Origin of the sequence: Caballeronia sp. LZ065 (assembly GCF_031450975.1) — a bacterium.
Classification (GTDB): Bacteria; Pseudomonadota; Gammaproteobacteria; order Burkholderiales; family Burkholderiaceae; genus Caballeronia.
In genome coordinates this window covers 1,451,308-1,469,733 of sequence record NZ_JARUXV010000001.1, presented here as the reverse complement: position 1 = coordinate 1,469,733, position 18,426 = coordinate 1,451,308, and the positions used below count along the sequence as shown (strand labels likewise).

Here is an 18,426-nt window from a genome sequence, read left to right as displayed (position 1 = left end):
TATCACACAATCCGTAAAAATGCTTTGCGCCCTTGCGGGTTATTCGACAAATCTTGCAAAAATATAATCACTTCCAAGAGTTTGAACCGAATTTGGGAGTGAATCGTGCGAGGGCGAGTATCACGCAAGACTGTTTCAGCCGCAGTTCTTGCAACTATCTTGATCATCTCCGGGTGTGCCAGCACCGGCCACATCGCGCCTCGCGATTCGCTCAAGGACGCATCAACGCTCGACGTCGGCACGGCGATCCGGCAAGCCAGTGCCGAGGCCCAATGGCCCGCCGAACAATGGTGGCGCGCCTATCAGGACCCGCAACTGGACCAGTGGATCGAGCGCTCGACGAGCGGCAACCCGACGCTCGCAATGGCCGCAGCGCGCGTGCGCGAGGCGCATGAAGCGGCGGGCATCGCGCGCTCGGACCTGTATCCGCATGTCGATGCCGCCATGAGCGTCGCGCGCAAGAACTGGCCGAACAACGACTTCTATGGCCCTGGCCCTTACGCAGACACGACCACCTGGGACGACACGGCGGGGCTGACGCTGTCCTACAACCTCGACCTGTGGGGGCGCGACGAGAACAATACCGAACGCGCACTCGACGTTGCCCACGTGCGCGCCGCCGATGCCCGCGCCGCGCAGCTCGATCTCGAAACCAACGTGGTGCGGGCCTACATCGGCTTTTCGCAGGCTTTCGCGCTGCTGGACATCGCGCAGCAAACGCTCGAACAGCAGCAACATATCGCCGACCATGCGCGCCGCCGTCTGAATGGCGGCATCGGCACGCAGCTCGAACTTAGTCAGGCCGAAGCGCCGCTGCCCGAATACGAGCGTCAGGTCGACATCTACCAGGAAGACATCGCACTCGCGCGCCATCAACTGGCCGCGCTCGCGGGCGAAGGACCGGGCGCCGGCGAAGCGCTGACGCGCCCCGCCCTGTCGCTCGCCACCCCGTTGCCGCTGCCTTCCGCGCTGCCGGCCGAACTCGTCGGCCACCGGCCCGATATCGTCGCGGCCCGCTGGATGGTGGCAGCACAGGCGCGCGGCATCGACGTCGCGAAGGCCGGCTTCTATCCGAACATCAACCTGGCCGCTTCGCTGACCCAGGCCTTCGCGGGCGGTGCGCTGCTGAGCTTCCTTACCAGCAAGGCGTCGGGTTACAGCTTCGGCCCGGCCATCTCGCTGCCGATCTTCGAAGGCGGACGGCTGCGCGCGCAACTGGGCGCGGCATCGGCGCAATACGACGAAGCCGTCGATCACTACAACGCGACGCTGGTCGCGGCGCTGAAGGAGATCGCGGATCAGGTCGTGCGCGTGCATTCGCTCGACACCCAGCTCGACGCGTCGGGCCGCTCGGTCGCCGCCGCGCGCAAGAGCTACGACCTCGCCAATGAAGGCTACCGGCGCGGTCTCACCGATTACCTGAACGTGCTCGTCGCGCAGACGCAGTTGCTCAAGGCACAGGACGGCCAGGCGCGCGTGCGCGCGGCGCGGCTCGCGGCGTATGCAACGCTGACCTCGGCGCTCGGCGGCGGTCTCGACGATCCGTCGAACGGCCCGGAGCAGACCGCGCTCGCGCCGTCTCGGCACATCGGCACGCTCGGCCGGCTGAGCGCGAACGGACCGAAGTGAGGCGGCGCCCATGACCTCCTCCACTCATCCAACCGACGCACGGCACACGTTCATGCAGGCGCTCGCCGACTGGGCGCGCACCGACGGCCTCGCATGGATCTACATCTTCAAGGCCGTGCTGGCCGCGCTGCTGGCGCTGTGGCTGGCGATGCGCCTCGACATGCAGCAGCCGCGCACCGCGATGACCACCGTGTTCGTCGTGATGCAGCCGCAAAGCGGCATGGTGCTCGCCAAAAGCTTCTATCGTTTCTGCGGCACGATGGTCGGGCTCGTCGTGATGATGGTCTTCATCGGCCTGTTCGCGCAGCAGCCGGTGCTGTTTCTGTCGGCCACCGCGCTATGGGTCGGTATCTGCACGGCGGGCGCGGCGCGCAACCGCAACTTCCGCTCGTACGGCTTCGTGCTGGCGGGCTACACGGCGGCGTTGATCGGCATCCCGGCGGCGCAGCATCCGGACGGCGCGTATCTGTCCGCGCTGACTCGGGTTGGCGAGGTGACGCTCGGCATCGTCTGCTCCGGCGCGGTGAGCGCGCTGATCTTTCCGCAGCACGCGGGCGAACAGGTTCGCACCACCGTGCGCCGCCGCTTCACGCAATTCGTCGATTACGTGTGCCGCGCGCTGTCAGGCGCGATGCCGCGCGCGCAGATCGAGCGCACCAATCTGGCCTTCGTCGCGGATATTGTCGGCTTCGAGGCGGCGCGCAGCGTCGCAGTGTTCGAGGACCCGGAGTCGCGCAGGCGCGGTGGCCGGCTCGCGCGGCTGAACAGCGAGTTCATGAACGCCTCGACGCGCTTCCACGCGCTGCATCAGTTGATGAACCGGCTGCGCGAGAACGCATCGGTCACCACCATCGCCGCGCTCGAACCGTTCTTCCGCGAAGTGCCGCCGCTGTTCTCGCTCGCGGGCGAGCCGGTGCGCAACGCCGCCGACGCCGCGCAGGCCGCCACGCAGTTGCGCGCCTATCGGGCCGCGTTGCCGCAACGCGTGCACGCCGCGCGCGCCGGCAGCGAAACGCAACCGGACTTCGTGCCGCTCGAATTCGACACGGCCACGGAACTGCTCCATCGCTTCGTCGACGACATGCTCGCCTACGCCGAAACCTATGCGTCGTTGAGCGCGCCGTCGCACGAACGTGAGCACTGGGTCGCCCGCTATGTGCCGCGCACCAACCTGCTCGCGGCCGCCGTGTCGGGGCTGCGCGGGGCGGTCGTCATGTTCGCGCTGTCGGCGTTCTGGATCGGCACGGCCTGGCCGAGCGGCGGCACGATGGTCCTCAACGCGGCCGCCGTGTGCGCGCTGGCATCGTCGTCGCCGCGGCCGGCCCTGATGTCGGCGCAGATGGCCGCCGGCACGCTGCTCGCCGCGCTGGCCGGCATGGTGGTCGTCTTCGGCGTATTCCCGCATGTGGACGGCTTTCCGATGATGTGCGCCGCGCTCGCCCCCGCCCTCATGTTCGGCGCGTATCTGAGCACGCGGCCCAAGTTTGCCGGCGCGGGCATCGGCTATTGCATCTTCTTCTGTTTCCTGGCCGGCCCGGACAACCTGGTTCATTACGATCCGACTGGCTTCATGAACGATGCCCTCGCGCTGGTGCTGTCGATGATCGTCGCGGCAATCGCCTTCGCCGTGCTGCTGCCCACCGATGCGCCGTGGCTGCGCAAGCTGCTGCTCGCCGACCTGCGCCGTGAAGTGGCGCATGCGCGCCGGGGCCGCCTGCCGCGCATCAAGACGCACTTCGAAAGCCGCACACGCGACCTGCTTGCGCAGATCAACGCCATCGCCGCCGGCCGTGCCGACTTGCAACGCGACGCGCTGCAATGGCTCTTCGCGGTGCTCGAATTCGGCAATGCGGTGATCGACCTGCGGCACGAACTCGCGGCTTCGCCGGAAGATGCTTCGAAGCATTGGCAACGCCCGGTCGAGGCGACCCTCGACGCCGTCGTGCGGCTCTTCGAGCGTCCCGGTCCGCAACGTTTCGACACCGCACTCGCCGCGACCGCACGCGCGATCCAGGACGTGCAGGCGCTGCTGTCCGAAACCGATACGGCGCCCGAGGATCGCCACCGCTTGCGCCGCGTGGCAAGTCATCTGCATCTGGTCCGTACCGCGCTGCTCGACCGCGAGGCACCGTTCGCACGACATGCGTCCATTGATCCAGCCACCCCCGAAGGAGCGCCCCATGTTGCCGCGTAACGTCGCGATCCTCGAAGCCTATGTGCCGACGATCCTGCTGCTCTTCATCGCCGGCGCGGTGCTGACGTGGTTCATCGACCGCGTGCTCGCGCTGACCGGCCTGTATCGCGTGGTCTGGCATCCGGCGCTGTTCCGCGCGAGCCTGCTCGTCTGCATGTGCGGCACGCTCGGGCTCGTGGCGTATCGCTGAGCCAGTCCGTTCAAACCTTCAACCCAGTCCAGAGAGTTGCATCATGGTTCTCAGAAAGATCATCGGCCTCGTGCTGACCCTCGCGATGTTCGCGGTGGCGCTCGTCATCGGACGCGTGCTGTGGGTCCATTACATGGATGAGCCATGGACCCGCGACGGCCGCGTGCGCGCCGACGTCGTCAACGTGGCGCCAGACGTGTCGGGCGCGGTCGTGCAGTTGCCGGTGCGCGACAACCAGTTCGTCAAGAAGGGCGACCTGCTGATGGAGGTCGATCCGTCGCATTACCGGATCGCCGTCGAGCAGGCGCAGGCAAACGTGGCGGCGCGCGCCGCCGAACTGCGCATGCGTCGCGCCGATGCCGCGCGCCGCGCCGACATGGACAGCCTCGTCGTCTCGAAGGAAGCGCGCGACAACGCGCAACAGACCGCCTCGACGGCGGCGGCGCAGCTCCAGCAGGCACAGGCCGCGCTCGATGCCGCGCAGCTCAATCTCGAGCGCACGCGCGTGGTGTCGCCGGTGGACGGTTACGTGACGAACCTGAACGTGTTTCGCGGCGACTATGCGACGGCGGGCACGGCGAAGCTTGCGATCGTCGACAGTCACTCGTTCTGGGTCTACGGCTATTTCGAGGAAACCAAGCTGCCGCACGTGCGCGTGGGCGACCGCGCGTCGATCCGGCTGATGAGCGGCGGCGAACTGCAGGGCCACGTGGAGAGCATCTCGCGCGGCATCTATGACCGCGACAATCCGCAGAGCCGCGAACTGCTCGCCGACGTGAATCCGACCTTCAACTGGGTGCGGCTTGCGCAGCGCGTGCCGGTGCGGGTGGGCATCGATCACGTACCGGACGGCGTGCTGCTCTCGGCGGGAACGACGGCCACCGTGGTGATCGCGCCGTCCATGTAGGGCGGCGCAGTGCGCAGTCCTCGCTGACCGCCCTGCCGATTGTGATATTGGTTGCGCCACCCGGACACTTCGGACGCGGCCGAATCAAGCGGACCACCCAAGCGGACCGACTCAAGCGGAGAATGCGATGAAACGAGGACCGTTCAGCGAAGCAGGCAGGAGACGGCGGCGCATGTTCCTGAGCCGCGCGCACGTGGCGCTGGCCGCGGCCGGCACGCTGGCGGCGTGTTTCGGCATCGGCATGGCGATCAACGGCGGGTTGGAGTTCAACCGGACGAAGGTGTTCACGGGCGTCGGGATCATCGCGGTGTCGACCGTGCTGTATATCTCGATGCTCTTCGTCAAGGACGATCCCGCGCCGCCGGAACAGTGACCGGCGACGGTCCTGCCCGTTGAGTCCGTGTCAGGCCAGCGCCGCGAGCGTGGCTTCCGTCGTATCGACGACCATCAAACCCGCGCGCAATCCCGGCTTCACCTTCGGATTCGGAAACACGATGCGCTCTTCATCGTGTGAAACCCGGTAGCGATAGTCACCGTCCCGGGCCAGTTCGGTGCCCGCTGCGAATGCGGTGAAGTTCGGCACATCGCCTGCCACATTCAGCACGAAATGCTCGCTGCGCTTGTCGATCTGCGCGACCACGCTGAACACGCGCAACGACGCCTCTGCTACTGGGGCGGCTGTTGACGCGCCCGCGAGCAGCCGCCGCAGCGCGTCATCCGCCGCCGCAAAACGCGTCAGATCGTTCTGGCCGAACGGCCGCACCTTGCCAAGTTCCAGCGTGCAAGCCAGCGCGCCCGCATGCTGCGCGGTGAACTGGGTGAACGTAGGCCCCTTCTCGCGATGCAACAGTACCGCCTGAAGACGGGCGTCGCGCAGCCAGTCGAACATGGCGCGCGCGGGCGGCGCGCCCGTATGCGGCAGCAGCGCGAACTGCTCGAACACCGAGGCGCGAATCGCCGTATGCATGTCGATGTGCCACTTGTCGTGCGAGACATCCGCGAAGAACGCCAGCGCCGCCTGTTCCAGTTCCACGGCGCGCGGCGCTTCACGACTGCCCTCGAACTGCGCGTGACGGCCGCTGAACAGCCGGTTCAGATCGTCGTCGGCATAACGCTCGCCCGCGCGCATCGCGCCGATATTGCCAAGAATCACCAGCAGCCGCGCAGCCAGCGGCGCGCGTCCGCTCGCGATATCCGCGACCAGCCGCGTCAGCATCTCGATCGGCGCAGTTTCGTCGCCGTGAATGCCCGCCGATGCCAGCACGCTATGAGACGGTGAATGCTCCGGTTCGAGGCGCAGCACGCCGTCTCCCAACCACGTCCAGCGCACGCCGGAGGCCGCCATGCCGGAACGCGTCGCCGGCGCGCCGTTGCCGAGCGTGAAGCCAAGAAAGTCGTCGAGCATGCGCGAGGAATCAGCGCTGGAAATCATAAAGGGCACCCAGGCCGAGAATGGCCGTCAGTTCGTCGAGCGCCGTGCGCGACTCGACGAGCAATTGTGGATCGGCGAGATCGGCCGGCGCGAGGCGATCGCGGTAATGCCGCTCGATCCACGCGTCGAGCTGCGCGAACAGCGCGTCGTTCATCCACGCGCGCGGGTTCACGGCCGCGCGCTCGGCCTCGTTCAGCACGACGCGCAGGCGCAGGCACGCCGGGCCGCCGCCGTTCTTCATGCTCTCGCGCAAGTCGAAGACCAGCACTTCGTCGATGGGCGACGAACGCGACGCAAGCGCATCCAGATACGCCGCCACGCGCGCATTCTCGCGACATTCCTGCGGCACGACCAGCACTTGCCGTCCATCCGCCGCCGACAGCAACTGGCTGTTGAACAGATACGACGTCACCGCGTCCTCGACGCTCACTTCGTCCGCCGGCACTTCGAGCGCGGTGAACGCGGCGCCGCGCGCATCGAGCCGCGCGCGCAGTGCCTCATACACCGTGTGCTGATCGACGAAGGCCTGCTCGTGGCAGAACAGCGTCGTGAGATTGCCCACCGCGATGACATCGTTGTGGAACACACCGGCATCGATCACGTCGGGCGATTGCTGCGCGAACACGGTCGCGTCCGCGTCCAGGCCATGCAGGCGCGCCACCGCGCGGCTCGCTTCCAGCGTCTGCCGCGCCGGGTAGCGCCGTGGCTGCGGGCCCGCGCCATACTCGCTGCGGCCATACACGAAGAACTCGACGCCCGCTTCGCCATACGTTCGGGCAAAGCGCGTATGGTTCGCGGCGCCCTCGTCGCCGAGCGCAGGCGTGCCGGGCAGCGCGTGATGAATCTGGAAGTGCGCTTCGTCGGCGAAGATCGCGCCGAGCGAACGGCGCGTCTCGTCATGTTCGATCGCGCGATGCAGCTTTGCCGCCAGATTGGCGGGCGTGAAATGCACGCGGCCGTCGGCGGTGTCGGCGGACGGACTCACGGTCGCGGCGTTCGCCGTCCACATCGACGATGCCGAGCTCGCCGCCGCGAGCAGTTCAGGCGCTTCGCGCGCCGCGCGGGCGATCACGCTGGCGTCGTCGCCGGAGAAACCCAGCGCGCGCAACAGCCCTACCGAGGGCCGTTCGAGCGGCGGCAGCACGCCCTGCTGGAAGCCCGCGTCCGCGAGCCGCTTCATCTTGCGCAGCCCTTGGCTGGCTGCGGCCTTCGGATTGGCAACCGATTTTTCGTTGCTGCGCGACGCGACATTGCCGAAGGACAGTCCGGCGTAGTTGTGAGTCGGGCCGACCAGCCCGTCGAAATTCGCCTCGTATGCTGTCGGTGCGTCTTTCAGTGCCTCTTTCGATGCCTGCATCATGAATCCTTCGCTATGACTGCTTGCCGTGCTGGAACTTCGCGTGACATCGCGCGTGACACGGAACTCAAAACCGCATTCCCGGCGAGAGGCTCGCGGGCATTTGCAGCTGCGCGCTCTCCACCGACGCCATCGGATACGAGCAATAGTCCGCCGCGTAGTACGCGCTTGGCCGCTGATTGCCCGAACGTCCGATGCCGCCGAACGGCGCCGCCGACGATGCCCCATTGGTCGGCCGGTTCCAGTTGACGATGCCCGCGCGTATCGTGTGCTGGAAGTGCGTCCAGGCTTTTTCGTCATCGGCGAGCAGGCCGGCGGAGAGACCGTAGGCGGTGTCGTTGGCACGCTCGATGGCTTCGTCGAAGCTGCGGTAGCGCGTGACCTGAACCAGCGGGCCGAAATGCTCCTCGTCGGGCACGTCGCGCGCCTGCGTGACATCGAGGATCGCGGGCGTGACGAAGCCGAGATGCGCGTCGCGCTGCTGCATCGTGAGAACGGGCACGGCGCCCGCCTCGACGAGCCGCCGCTGGGCCTCGACGAGCCGCGCCGCCGCACGCGCCGAGATCACCGCGCCCATGAACGGCTGCGGGTCGTCGTCATAAGCGCCGACGCCCAGGTTTGCGCTCACCTCGGTGAAGCGGCGCAGGACGCGTTCGCCGAAGGCATCGTCGGGCACGAACAGACGCCGCGCGCAGGTGCAGCGCTGACCCGCCGACAGGAACGCCGATTGAATCGTGTGATGCACGGCCGCGTCGATGTCCTCCACCGGCGCGACGACGAGCGGATTGTTGCCGCCCATTTCGAGCGCGAGCACGATCTCGGGGCGTCCGCCGAACTGCTTGTGCAGCAGCGTGCCGGTATCCGAACTGCCGGTGAAGAACAGGCCGTCGATCTGCCGGTGATTGGCGAGCGCCACGCCCGTGTCCTTCTCGCCCTGCACGAGGTTGAGCACGCCTTTGGGCAACCCCGCCTGAATCCACAACGCGACGGTCGCGGCCGCAACGCCGGGCGCGAGTTCCGACGGCTTGAACACCACAGCATTGCCCGCGATCAGCGCCGGCACGATGTGCCCGTTCGGCAGATGCCCCGGAAAGTTGTAAGGCCCGAACACGGCGACGACGCCATGCGGCCGATGCCGCAGCACCGCGACGCCATCGGCCATCGGCGCGCGCTTTTCGCCGGTGCGCTCGTGATAGGCCTGCACGGAGATATCGACCTTGGCCGCCATCGAGGCGACTTCCGTGCGCGCTTCCCACAAGGGCTTGCCGGTTTCGCGGCCGATCGCGTGCGCAAGCGCGTCCTTGTTCTCGTTGAGCAGCGCGGCGAAGCGCTTCGCAATCGCCACGCGTTCGTCGAACGCGCGCGCGGCCCACGCGGGAAACGCGCGCCGCGCCGACGACACCGCACGCTCGACATCTTCCGCCGACGCGCTGTTGCCCTGCCAGACGATGTCGCCATTGCCCGGATTGCGCGAGCCGAACGCCGCGCCCCGGCCTTCCTGCCAGTCACCGTCGATATACAAGTGGTTCGAGATATCCATGTCGTGTCTCTGTCATCGGGGTCGCGAAGGCGAACTCAGCACGCGCACCGCGTCGCCTTCCTTCACACGCAAGGCGGCGGCTTCGTCCGCCGTCAGCAGCAACGTGCCGCCCTGCACCATGCCAACGGTCGCGCCGCAACGGAAATCGTCGAGCAGCGTATTGGACACGAGGCACTTCACATCGCTGTCCGTGTCCGCCCGCGTGCCGATACGCACGCTCGCCAGCACGCTTTCACGCACCGTCCGCAAGTCGCCGATATGGCATTCGAGCACCGGACCGGCGTCGAAGATATCGACGTGATTCTCATAGCGCAGCCCTTCCGCTTCGAGCATCTTGCGCGCGGGCGCCGTGTCCTTGTGCGTCACGCCGACCGCGCGCTGCGCGGTCTCGGGCAACAGGTCGAGATACACCGGATAACGCGGCATCAATTCCGCCACGAACGACTTCTTGCCGTGCGAACTGAGGTAATCCGCTTCGTTGAAATCGATCTGATAGAAATGGGAGCCGACCGCGTTCCAGAACGGCGACTCGCCGCTCTCGTCGAAATGGCCGCGCAACTCGGCGCACAGTCGCTCCGGAAAGCGCTCCGTGAACTGCGCGATGAACATGAAGCGCGAGCGCGACAGCAGCCCGCCCACACCGGCCGTCCGATAACGCGGGCTCAGGAACAGCGAACACACCTCCGCGTAGCCGGTCAGGTCATGCGACATGTTGAGCAGCGACATGCGCGTCCACACGCCCATGTCCTGGCTGGCATGCACGACCGTCGACACGCGATAGTTGTAGAACGGCTGCTCCAGCCCGACTTCCGTTTCAATGCCGCATACGCCCGCCACGTCGCCCGTCGCGGTGTCTTCCATCACGAAGAAATAGCCCGCGTCGAACGGCGCGGCCGAGCCGCTCAGCGTGCGGCGCGCGCGCTCGACGCGCGCGGCCAGCGCCGCGCGGTCCGGCTTGAACGTAGTCAGCCCGGGGCCCGTTTCCTGGGCAAGCGCGAGCAGTGCGTCGACGTCGCCCGGCTGCGTGCAACGCACGACGATCATGGCATTTCTCCCGAAGCCTGATGCAAGGGCACGCAACGCACCGTGTCGCCATCGCCGACGCCGAGCGCTACCCGCGCCGCCGCCGACAGCGCGGCGCCGTCGGCGCGCGTGCCGCTCAGTCGCGCGATCACGCAGCGAAACGCATGCGCGCCGCCCGCCGCGACGAGATAGGGCGCGCCCGCGCCGCCTGGCGTGCCGTCTTCCGCGTTACTCGGGCGCACCGCGCGCAGTTCGCCGGAACTCGCCGACGCGCTCTTGTCGACGGCAAGGGTCAGCACCGGGCCCGCGTCGAAGATATCGACGTAGCGGTCCGGCTCGAAACCTTCCTCGAGATGGATGTCGTAGGCGAGCAGCGTGTGTTCGTTGGGTTCGCCCAGCACGCGCTGCGCGTCGGCGGGCAGGAGCGGCACGTAGAGCGGATAGCTCGGCATCACTTCCGCGATGAACGTGCGGCTGCGTCCGCCCGACTCCGCTTCCACCTGTTCGAAGTCGCGTCCGAAGAACTTGCGGCCGACCGCATCCCAGAACGGCGACGCGCCCGCCTCGTCGGTGACGCCCAGCATCAGCGAGAACACTTCGGTCGAAAAGCGTCGCGGGTTCGCGGCGATGTAGATCATGCGCGCCCGCGACAGCAGATGCGCGGCTGCGGCGTTCTCTTCGTCGCGCAACGATGGATCGATGTAGAAGCCGGTCAAGCGGCTCTTGCCCGTCAGTTCGTGCGACATGGTGAGCGCATGGATCTTGCGGTTCACCTTGAGCTCGCGCGACGCGTGGATCAGCGCATCGTTGCGGAACGCGTGGAACGGCTCGGCATAGCCCGCCGACGCAACGATGCTCGACGTTCCGAGCAGCCGCTTCGTTTCGGTGTCTTCGAGCACGAAGAGATAGAACTCCTCGCCGGGAAACTCCACTTCGGCGCGGAACGAATCTTCCGACAGCGCGACGCGCGGTTCAAGCGCGCGCCGGTCGCGCGGCAAGGAGTGCAGCACTGGCTGCGCGGCGCGCGCCATGCGTTCGAGTTCGTCGAGATCGGCGAGTCGGGCGGGACGGACGAAGCGCATCATCGGCTCCCGTGCTTCACTTGACCGCCGCCGCACTGACCATCTGCTCCACCGCCCGGCCGATGCGCGCGAAACCTTCGTCGAGATCGGCCATCGGCATGATGAGCGAGGGGGCGAAGCGCAGCACGTTCGGCCCGGCGATCAGCATGATGACGCCGTTCGCCGCGGCCGCGTTGAGCACGTCCTTCGCGCGGTCGCGGTACGCATCGTTCAGTTCCGCGCCGATCAACAGCCCGCGGCCGCGAATCTCCCTGAAGAGGCCAAAGCGTTCGTTGAGGCGCGCGAGATGCGCCTTGATCGCTTCGCTGCGCTCGCGCACGCCTTCGAGCAATTGCGGATCGCTGATCAGTTCGACCACCTTCTCCGCGATCGCCGCGCCCAGCGGATTGCCGCCGTAGGTCGTGCCGTGCACGCCCACCTTGAAGTGCGCGGCGATGGCTTCCGTGGTCAGCATCACGCCGATCGGGAAGCCGTTGCCCAGCGCCTTCGCGCTCGTGAGGATGTCCGGTGTCACGCCGTACTGCATGTACGCGTAGAAGCTGCCCGTGCGGCCCACGCCCGTCTGCACCTCGTCGAAGATGAGCAGCGCGCCGTGCTGGTCGCACGCGTCGCGCAGGCCTTGCAGGAAGGCCGAGTCGGCCGGCAGCACGCCGCCTTCGCCCTGCACCGGCTCGACGATCACCGCGCAGGTCTTCGGGCCGATCGCCGCGAGCGCGGCCGGCAGATCGTTATAGGGCAGATGACGAATGCCCTGCGGTTGCGGGCCGAAGCCTTCGGCGTACTTCGGCTGGCCGCCGACGCTCACCGTGAAAAACGTGCGCCCGTGGAACGACTGCGTGAACGAGATGATCTCGATCTTGTCGTCGCCGTGCTGGTCGATGGCATAGCGGCGCGCGAGCTTGAGCGCCGCTTCGTTGGCCTCCGCGCCCGAGTTGGCGAAGAACGCGCGATCCGCGAAGGTCAGGTCCGTCAGGCGTTTCGCGAGACGCAACACCGGCGCGTTGGTGTAGCCGTTGCCGATGTGCCAGAGCTTGTCGCCCTGTTCGTGCAGCACCTTCAGCAGTTCCGGATGGCCATGGCCCAGCGCCGTCACCGCGATGCCGCCGGCGAAATCGACGTAATCGCGGCCGTCCGTATCCCACACGCGCGAGCCGCGCCCGCGGTCGGGCACGAAGCTGGCGGGCGCGAACACCGGCACCATGACCTCGTCGAAGGTCGCGCGGTTCACATTCATCTCGGTCATGAGCTACTCCTTTTCAGGTTCCGCATCGGTATCAGGTTCGATATTAGGCAATCGCGCGGGTTCCGTCTTGCGCGTTCGCGACATGCTTCCACGGCTTTGCCCGTCCGCTCACGCAGCGCCCGGCGGCTCGATCAACGCGCCGCCCCGCGGTTCGTCGGGCGTGCCGCGCTGTTTCTCGATCCAGTTGCGGCGCTCCTCGCGCGGCGTCACGCCGAAGCGGTCACGATAGGCATTCGAGAAATGCGCCGCCGACGAAAATCCACACGCCAGGCTGATCTGCACCACCGATTTGTTCGTGCGCTGCAATTGCGTGCGCGCCTTCGTGAGCCGCAGATTGAGGTAGTACTTCGACGGCATCGCGCCGAGGTATTGACGAAACAGCCGCTCCAGCTGCCGCCGCGAGATGCCGGCGAGACTGGCGATCTCGTCGGTGGTGAGCGGATCCTCGATGTTCGCTTCCATCAGCTGGAGCGCGTCGTTGAGGCGCGGATGCCGTTCGCCGGGCGCGGTGACGAAGGGAATGCGCTGGCGCTCCGTGCCCGCGCGCAATACGCCGATGCCCAGCGAATCCGCGATGCGTTCGGCCAGATCCGGGCCGTGATCGCGCGCGATCATCGCGAGCATGAAGTCGATGCTGGCCTGTCCGCCCGTGCACGTGGCGCGGTCCCGGTCGATTTCGAAAATCTGCTGGCTGACGATGGCGCGCTCGAATTGCTCGGTGAACTGCTGGTAGGTTTCCCAGTTCACCGCGACGCGATACTGCGCGAGCTGTCCGGCCATCGCGAGCCACCACACGCCATGGTGAATGCCGCTCACGAGCGGCGTGCGCGGCGCGACCCGCGCGAGGCTGGCGAGAAACAGCCGGTAGTCGGCGAACTGCTGATAGCGCTCCGTGACGACGATCAGCCAGTCGCAGCGGACGGTGTCGTTGAAGGCGCCATCGGCGGGCAATTGCGCGCCGCCCGACAGCGGCACCGGGCGGCCGTCCCAGGAACAGATGCGCCACTCGTAGAGACGATGCCCGTCGATCTCGTTGGCGAGCGCAAGACTGTCGATGATCGGCGCGATGCCGCTCATCGAGACCGGCGCGAGCGCAACGATAGTCACCTGCCGCGGCGCGCCGGCCCCATTCGCCACGTTATTTGAGGCTGCCCGACAGGAACTGGCGCAGGCGCTCGCTCTTCGGCGCCGTGAGCATGTCCGCGGGCGCGCCTTCCTCTTCGGTGCGGCCCTGATGCAGGAACATCACGTGATTCGACACGTTGCGGGCAAAACCCATTTCGTGCGTGACGACGATCATCGTGCGGCCCTCTTCCGCGAGCCGCTGCATCACCTTCAGCACTTCGCCGACGAGTTCCGGATCCAGCGCGGACGTGGGTTCGTCGAACAGCATGACATCGGGATGCATCGCGAGCGCGCGTGCTATCGCAACCCGCTGCTGCTGCCCGCCCGACAAGTGCGACGGATATTGTTTCTCGACACGCGGCGGCAGTCCCACCTTCTCCAGATATTCACGCGCGCGTTCCTCCGCGTCCTTCTTCGACACGCCGAGCACGTGGATCGGCGCTTCCATCACGTTCTCGATGGCCGTCATGTGCGACCACAGGTTGAAGTGCTGGAACACCATCGCGAGCTTGGTGCGCACGCGCTGCAACTGCTTGTGATCCGCGACGTCGAGATTGCCACCCTTGTCGGCTTTGGTGCGCACCGGCTCGCCATCGACGATGATGCGTCCCGCGTTCGGTCGTTCGAGAAAGTTGATGCAGCGCAGGAACGTGCTCTTGCCCGAGCCGCTCGCGCCGATGATGCTGATCACGTCGCCGGCTTTCGCCGCGAGCGAGACGCCCTTCAGCACTTCGTTGTCGCCGTAGCGCTTGTGAATGTCCTCGGCGACGAGCTTGGTCGCAACGTCCTTGACGGTGGGCTCCAACGCGTTCTCCTCGAGTGATGACAGGGTGGGATGCATGGGATCGGATTCTACCGCTCGCTCCGGGCTGATGAGGTGGCTCATGCACGGCGCGTCCGCACCGCGCCCGCCGGCCGCAGATACGCGAGCCAGCGCCGCTCCGCGTGCCGGAACGCCGCCACCAGCGCGAACGAAATCGCCACGTAGAGCAGTGCTGCCACTCCGAACGATTCGAATGACTGATACGTCGCGGAATTGGCATCGCGCGCGACCTTCAGGATGTCCGGCACGGTCGCGGTGAAGGCGACCGTCGTCGCATGCAGCATCAGGATCACTTCGTTGCTGTACAGCGGCAGCGCGCGGCGCAGCGCGGACGGCAGGATCACCCGCCGGTACATCGTGAACGTGCTCATGCCGTAGGCCCGCGCGGCCTCGACTTCAGCGTGTGGAATCGCGCGGATCGCACCGGCGAAGATCTCGGTCGTGTAGGCGCAGGTGTTGAGCGCGAACGCGAGAATCGCGCAATTGAAGCCGCTGCGGAAGAACGCCTCCAGCAGCGATTGCGTGCGCACGAACTCCAGGCTGTACATGCCGGTGTAGAGCAGGAGCAGTTGCACGTAGAGCGGCGTGCCGCGAAACACGAAGGTGTAGAGGCGCACCGGCGTCGCCAGCCAGCGCTTGCGCGACACGCGCGCACACGCGAACGGTACCGCCGCGCAGAAGCCCAATGCCAGCGACGCCGCCAGCAGCCACAGCGTCACGACGAGGCCCGACGCGCGCAGTCCGTCGGAATACAGGAAGGGGCGCCAGTATTCGGCGAAGATCTGGATCATGGCGTGGCGCTCGCGGATGGGATCGGCGGGTTCAGAGTTCGGCGTGGCGCACGCCGGTCGAGTAGCGCCGCTCGAGCAGCGTCAGAACGAGGTTCGACGCGCTCGTGATCGCGAGATAGATCAGCGCCGCGACCAGGATGAAGAAAAACGTCTTGAAGGTGCTCTTGCCGGCATCCTGCGCCGCCTTGACGATGTCCGCGAGACCGATGATCGACACCAGCGCCGTCGCTTTCACCAGTACCTGCCAGTTGTTGCCGATACCCGGCAACGCGAAGCGCATCATCTGCGGAAACAGGATCCGGCCGAACACGCGCAGGCCGTTCATGCCGTAGGCGCTGCCCGCCTCCAGCTGGCCGCGCGGCACGGCGAGAAAGGCGCCGCGGAAAGTCTCCGCGAAATACGCGCCGTAGATGAAGCCGAGCGTCACGACGCCGGCCGTGAAGGGATCGATGTCGAGCTGGTCCCAGCCCAGTGCATCGGTCAGATGGTTCAGCGCGATCTGGATGCCGTAGAACAGCAGCAGCATCAGCACGAGGTCCGGCACCGCGCGGATCAGCGTCGTGTAGGCGGTCGCGATGCCGCGTACTGGCGCATGGCGCGAAAGTTTTGCCGCCGCGCCGGCGAGGCCGAGCAGCACCGCCACTGTCAGGGAGAGCAGCGCGAGCGCCAGTGTCTCCTTTGCGCCCGCCCACAGGAGCGGACCGAAACCATGCAGGATCACGAGCCGCCTCCTTCGTTGAATGGAATGGCGGCGATGCTCTCAGGACGGCTTCGATTGCTCAAGGCGACCGTCAGTCGCGTGCTGCGACGCAACATGCCGCGCGCCCGGCGGATGGCGGCTTGACGACCCCGTCAAGACGCATGGCGTCACGGCGACAGACAGGAAAACCCGCAGCGCCGCCAACGACGAAAAATGCGCTTTTCAGGTCGCATTTCCGATAGAGGGCGGCGCGCGGCGCACGCTTACTTGCCGACCAGGGCGCGCAGATGCTGCGCCACTTCACCGTTGGCCACCGCTATTTCCGGGCTGTCCTGCAGCAAGGGCAGGAACTGTTCCGCGAAGGCCGGATCGCGCGTACCGGCCCGGAACATGCCGAGCACGGCCTTCGCATGCGCGATGCGCGTTTCGGGCGTGGCCTCGCTGTCGTCGAGGACATCGTCGATGGCGGCGATCAGCGTCGAGAACGGCGCAAGCCAGCGATACGCCGAACCATTGATCACGATCTGCAGGAACTCGCCCGGCGACACCGCGCCGAACTCGGCCTCGTGCCGCGCGCGCAGATGCGCGAGCACGCTGCGATGAAGCGCGAGCAGCGGATGACGCACGTCGCGCAGGAAAGCGGTGGCGGCTTGATCGGTGATGACGGTGTTCGCGGTCATGGTCGGGCCTCGTCGTAGGGAGTTGCACTTCAGGAAGCTCCCTAAATAAGGCCGTTTTGCCCGCGATCAAGCGCCCCGCGTGCGGCCCGCGTAGCGGATGAATTCCGCCGCGGTCAGCGGCGGCGAAAACAGCCAGCCCTGCCCGAACTGCGCGCCGCGCGCATGCAGATAGGCGGCCTGCTCCTCGCGCTCGATGCCCTCGGCGATCACCTGCACGTCCAGCGTCGCCGCCATGTCCACGATGTGCGATGCCACGCTGCTCGACGCCGCGTCCTGGCCGACCGTATCGACGAAGGACTTGTCGATCTTCAGTCCGTCGACGCGGAAATTCTGCAGATGCGACAGGCTCGAATAGCCAGTGCCGAAATCGTCGAGATAGACCGCGTGCCCCGCATGACGGAACGCGCTGATGACGTCCTTGGCGGCCTCGGCGTCGAGAAAGCCGCGCTCGGTCGCCTCGATGCGGATCTGCCCCGGCCGCACGCCCTGCCGCGCGATCGCCGGACCGAGCACGTCGAGGAAACGATGGGTGGTCAGGTCGGGCGCGGAGAGATTCACCGACACGTAGTACTCGCGATAGCGCCGGAGAAAGTCGCCGAGTTCGAGCAGCACGGTATCGAGCACCTGGTCCGTGATGGCCTGGATCAGCCCGCGATTTTCCGCGAGCGGGATGAAATCGTCCGGCCGCACGATCCGGTCGTGATACTTCCAGCGCACCAGCGCCTCCGCCCCGACACAGCGGCGCGTCGCGAGTTCGACGATCGGCTGATAGGCGACGATGAACTGGTGGCGCCGCACGGCGTCGCTCAGCTGGCCGCGCGGCGAGAGCCTGCGGAGAATGAAATACGCCGCCCAGCCCGCCACCAGCAAGCCCGCCGTCACGCCGCCCAGCAGCCAGCCCCACGGCAGCGTGCGCACGCGCTGGCGCCACGGCTGATGCGGCGCGCTGACGACGACCGCCAGCGGCATCGAGGCCGAGCGCCGCACCACGTAAGGCGAACAGTCGCGCACGGGCGGCTTGGTCCGGTACACGGCGAGGACGGCGGCGGTGGCGGCGGCATCGGCGGCGGGGGCGCTCGCGATCACGCGGCTCACTTCCGTATTGATGACCGCGACGCCGTCCACCGGCCCGGCAGGCGCGTCGTGGCTATCCACGTAGAGCGCGGGATCGGCGGCGATGTAGAAGCCGTTGCGCCCCATGACGAGCGACGCCTTCCCGCCCGGCAGCCGGGCAAGGCCGTACCAGGCGAGCAGGCCGTCGCGCGACCGCCAGTCCGGCGGCGGCAGCATGAGACCGCCGGTGACGCCGTCGAGCGCACCCACCGACACCGCGCCCAGCAGCGAGGAACATTGCCAGCGGCCGTTCTGGTCATAGGCGCCGGCGTCGCGCACCTGCGCATGCGCGAGCGCGATGCGCCGCAACTCGGTCAGATACGGCCGCGAGCACGGCGCCGCCGACACCTGCCCGATCTCGCCGAGCGCGCCCGAGAGATGCTGGGTGAGATCCTCGGCGCGCCGCAGCGCGGCATCGGCGAACAGGTTGAGACGCTCGGTTTCCCCGAGCCGCTGGCTGCGCTGGGCGAACAAAAAACCGATTCCCGCCGGCGCCAGCGCCGCAATCACCACGATGACGATCAGGAGCGCCGCCAGCGCCCCACGTTGAGAGTTGTTCATTGCGTGTTATGGTCCGCGGCGCGAGGCAGGCTGATC

The 18,426-nt window shown here is 67.1% G+C and carries 17 protein-coding genes; 5 read left to right on the top strand and 12 right to left on the bottom strand.

The annotated features are described in order from the left end of the window. Positions 1 to 105: 105 nt before the first annotated feature. The 5 genes from QCE63_RS06670 (at position 106) to QCE63_RS06650 (ending at position 5,293) form a co-directional block, all read left to right on the top strand. Entirely contained in the window at positions 106 to 1,629 is a 1,524-nt protein-coding gene (locus tag QCE63_RS06670; RefSeq protein ID WP_309831719.1) for an efflux transporter outer membrane subunit, read from the top strand. A gap of 10 nt (positions 1,630 to 1,639) precedes the next feature. After that, positions 1,640 to 3,823, top strand: coding sequence for an FUSC family protein (locus tag QCE63_RS06665; protein ID WP_309831717.1), 2,184 nt, complete (start codon positions 1,640 to 1,642; stop codon positions 3,821 to 3,823). Further along, a complete protein-coding gene (locus tag QCE63_RS06660) occupies positions 3,810 to 4,013 on the top strand; it encodes a DUF1656 domain-containing protein (protein ID WP_309831714.1) in 204 nt (67 codons plus the stop codon). The genes QCE63_RS06665 and QCE63_RS06660 overlap by 14 nt, the downstream gene beginning before the upstream one ends. A gap of 43 nt (positions 4,014 to 4,056) precedes the next feature. Beyond that, positions 4,057 to 4,920: an HlyD family secretion protein gene (locus tag QCE63_RS06655; protein WP_309831711.1), complete on the top strand. Its 864-nt coding sequence runs from the start codon at positions 4,057 to 4,059 to the stop codon at positions 4,918 to 4,920. 127 nt (positions 4,921 to 5,047) lie between these two features. Beyond that, complete coding sequence (locus tag QCE63_RS06650) at positions 5,048 to 5,293, top strand: hypothetical protein (protein WP_309807985.1); 246 nt, start codon at positions 5,048 to 5,050, stop codon at positions 5,291 to 5,293. A gap of 30 nt (positions 5,294 to 5,323) precedes the next feature. Here the strand turns inward: QCE63_RS06650 and astE are convergent, their stop codons facing one another. From astE to QCE63_RS06590, 12 genes are all read right to left on the bottom strand, one after another. Further along, positions 5,324 to 6,352: a succinylglutamate desuccinylase gene (gene astE / locus QCE63_RS06645; RefSeq protein WP_404990085.1), complete on the bottom strand. Its 1,029-nt coding sequence runs from the start codon at positions 6,350 to 6,352 to the stop codon at positions 5,324 to 5,326. Beyond that, positions 6,336 to 7,712, bottom strand: a complete 1,377-nt coding sequence (astB, locus tag QCE63_RS06640; RefSeq protein WP_309831706.1) for an N-succinylarginine dihydrolase — start codon at positions 7,710 to 7,712, stop codon at positions 6,336 to 6,338. Before astB ends, astE begins: the two co-directional genes overlap by 17 nt. A 64-nt stretch (positions 7,713 to 7,776) precedes the next feature. Continuing rightward, entirely contained in the window at positions 7,777 to 9,249 is a 1,473-nt protein-coding gene (gene astD / locus QCE63_RS06635; RefSeq protein WP_309831703.1) for a succinylglutamate-semialdehyde dehydrogenase, read from the bottom strand. 12 nt (positions 9,250 to 9,261) lie between these two features. Further along, positions 9,262 to 10,293 carry an arginine N-succinyltransferase gene (gene astA, locus QCE63_RS06630; RefSeq protein ID WP_309831701.1) on the bottom strand — a complete coding sequence of 344 codons (1,032 nt, stop codon included), beginning with the start codon at positions 10,291 to 10,293 and terminating at the stop codon, positions 9,262 to 9,264. Continuing rightward, complete coding sequence (gene aruF / locus QCE63_RS06625) at positions 10,290 to 11,354, bottom strand: arginine/ornithine succinyltransferase subunit alpha (protein ID WP_309833712.1); 1,065 nt, start codon at positions 11,352 to 11,354, stop codon at positions 10,290 to 10,292. Before aruF ends, astA begins: the two co-directional genes overlap by 4 nt. Positions 11,355 to 11,370: 16 nt before the next feature. After that, entirely contained in the window at positions 11,371 to 12,597 is a 1,227-nt protein-coding gene (locus QCE63_RS06620; RefSeq protein WP_309831699.1) for an aspartate aminotransferase family protein, read from the bottom strand. A 108-nt stretch (positions 12,598 to 12,705) separates the two neighbouring features. Next, a complete protein-coding gene (locus QCE63_RS06615) occupies positions 12,706 to 13,674 on the bottom strand; it encodes a GlxA family transcriptional regulator (protein ID WP_309833711.1) in 969 nt (322 codons plus the stop codon). A gap of 61 nt (positions 13,675 to 13,735) precedes the next feature. Next, positions 13,736 to 14,563, bottom strand: coding sequence for an ATP-binding cassette domain-containing protein (locus tag QCE63_RS06610; protein WP_309833710.1), 828 nt, complete (start codon positions 14,561 to 14,563; stop codon positions 13,736 to 13,738). Between the two features lie 41 nt (positions 14,564 to 14,604). Beyond that, positions 14,605 to 15,336 carry an ABC transporter permease gene (locus tag QCE63_RS06605; protein ID WP_309831697.1) on the bottom strand — a complete coding sequence of 244 codons (732 nt, stop codon included), beginning with the start codon at positions 15,334 to 15,336 and terminating at the stop codon, positions 14,605 to 14,607. 31 nt (positions 15,337 to 15,367) lie between these two features. Next, the gene (locus QCE63_RS06600) at positions 15,368 to 16,057 is read right to left on the bottom strand and encodes a histidine ABC transporter permease HisQ (RefSeq protein WP_309831695.1); all 690 of its coding nucleotides are present in this window, start codon (positions 16,055 to 16,057) and stop codon (positions 15,368 to 15,370) included. A 242-nt stretch (positions 16,058 to 16,299) separates the two neighbouring features. Then, on the bottom strand, positions 16,300 to 16,716 hold the full coding sequence (locus QCE63_RS06595; RefSeq protein ID WP_309831692.1) for a hypothetical protein: 417 nt from the start codon (positions 16,714 to 16,716) through the stop codon (positions 16,300 to 16,302). A 66-nt stretch (positions 16,717 to 16,782) separates the two neighbouring features. Continuing rightward, positions 16,783 to 18,390, bottom strand: a complete 1,608-nt coding sequence (locus QCE63_RS06590) for an EAL domain-containing protein (protein WP_309831691.1) — start codon at positions 18,388 to 18,390, stop codon at positions 16,783 to 16,785. Positions 18,391 to 18,426: the final 36 nt, after the last annotated feature.

Coding starts and splice junctions, on each gene's coding strand:
- astD (WP_309831703.1), bottom strand. CDS start 9,249: ATGGATATCTCGAACCACTTGTATATCGACGGTGACTGGCAGGAAGGC.
- QCE63_RS06590 (WP_309831691.1), bottom strand. CDS start 18,390: ATGAACAACTCTCAACGTGGGGCGCTGGCGGCGCTCCTGATCGTCATC.
- QCE63_RS06595 (WP_309831692.1), bottom strand. CDS start 16,716: ATGACCGCGAACACCGTCATCACCGATCAAGCCGCCACCGCTTTCCTG.
- QCE63_RS06660 (WP_309831714.1), top strand. CDS start 3,810: ATGTTGCCGCGTAACGTCGCGATCCTCGAAGCCTATGTGCCGACGATC.
- QCE63_RS06620 (WP_309831699.1), bottom strand. CDS start 12,597: ATGACCGAGATGAATGTGAACCGCGCGACCTTCGACGAGGTCATGGTG.
- QCE63_RS06665 (WP_309831717.1), top strand. CDS start 1,640: ATGACCTCCTCCACTCATCCAACCGACGCACGGCACACGTTCATGCAG.
- aruF (WP_309833712.1), bottom strand. CDS start 11,354: ATGCGCTTCGTCCGTCCCGCCCGACTCGCCGATCTCGACGAACTCGAA.
- QCE63_RS06655 (WP_309831711.1), top strand. CDS start 4,057: ATGGTTCTCAGAAAGATCATCGGCCTCGTGCTGACCCTCGCGATGTTC.
- astA (WP_309831701.1), bottom strand. CDS start 10,293: ATGATCGTCGTGCGTTGCACGCAGCCGGGCGACGTCGACGCACTGCTC.
- QCE63_RS06650 (WP_309807985.1), top strand. CDS start 5,048: ATGAAACGAGGACCGTTCAGCGAAGCAGGCAGGAGACGGCGGCGCATG.
- astB (WP_309831706.1), bottom strand. CDS start 7,712: ATGATGCAGGCATCGAAAGAGGCACTGAAAGACGCACCGACAGCATAC.
- astE (WP_404990085.1), bottom strand. CDS start 6,352: ATGATTTCCAGCGCTGATTCCTCGCGCATGCTCGACGACTTTCTTGGC.
- QCE63_RS06615 (WP_309833711.1), bottom strand. CDS start 13,674: ATGAGCGGCATCGCGCCGATCATCGACAGTCTTGCGCTCGCCAACGAG.
- QCE63_RS06605 (WP_309831697.1), bottom strand. CDS start 15,336: ATGATCCAGATCTTCGCCGAATACTGGCGCCCCTTCCTGTATTCCGAC.
- QCE63_RS06610 (WP_309833710.1), bottom strand. CDS start 14,563: ATGCATCCCACCCTGTCATCACTCGAGGAGAACGCGTTGGAGCCCACC.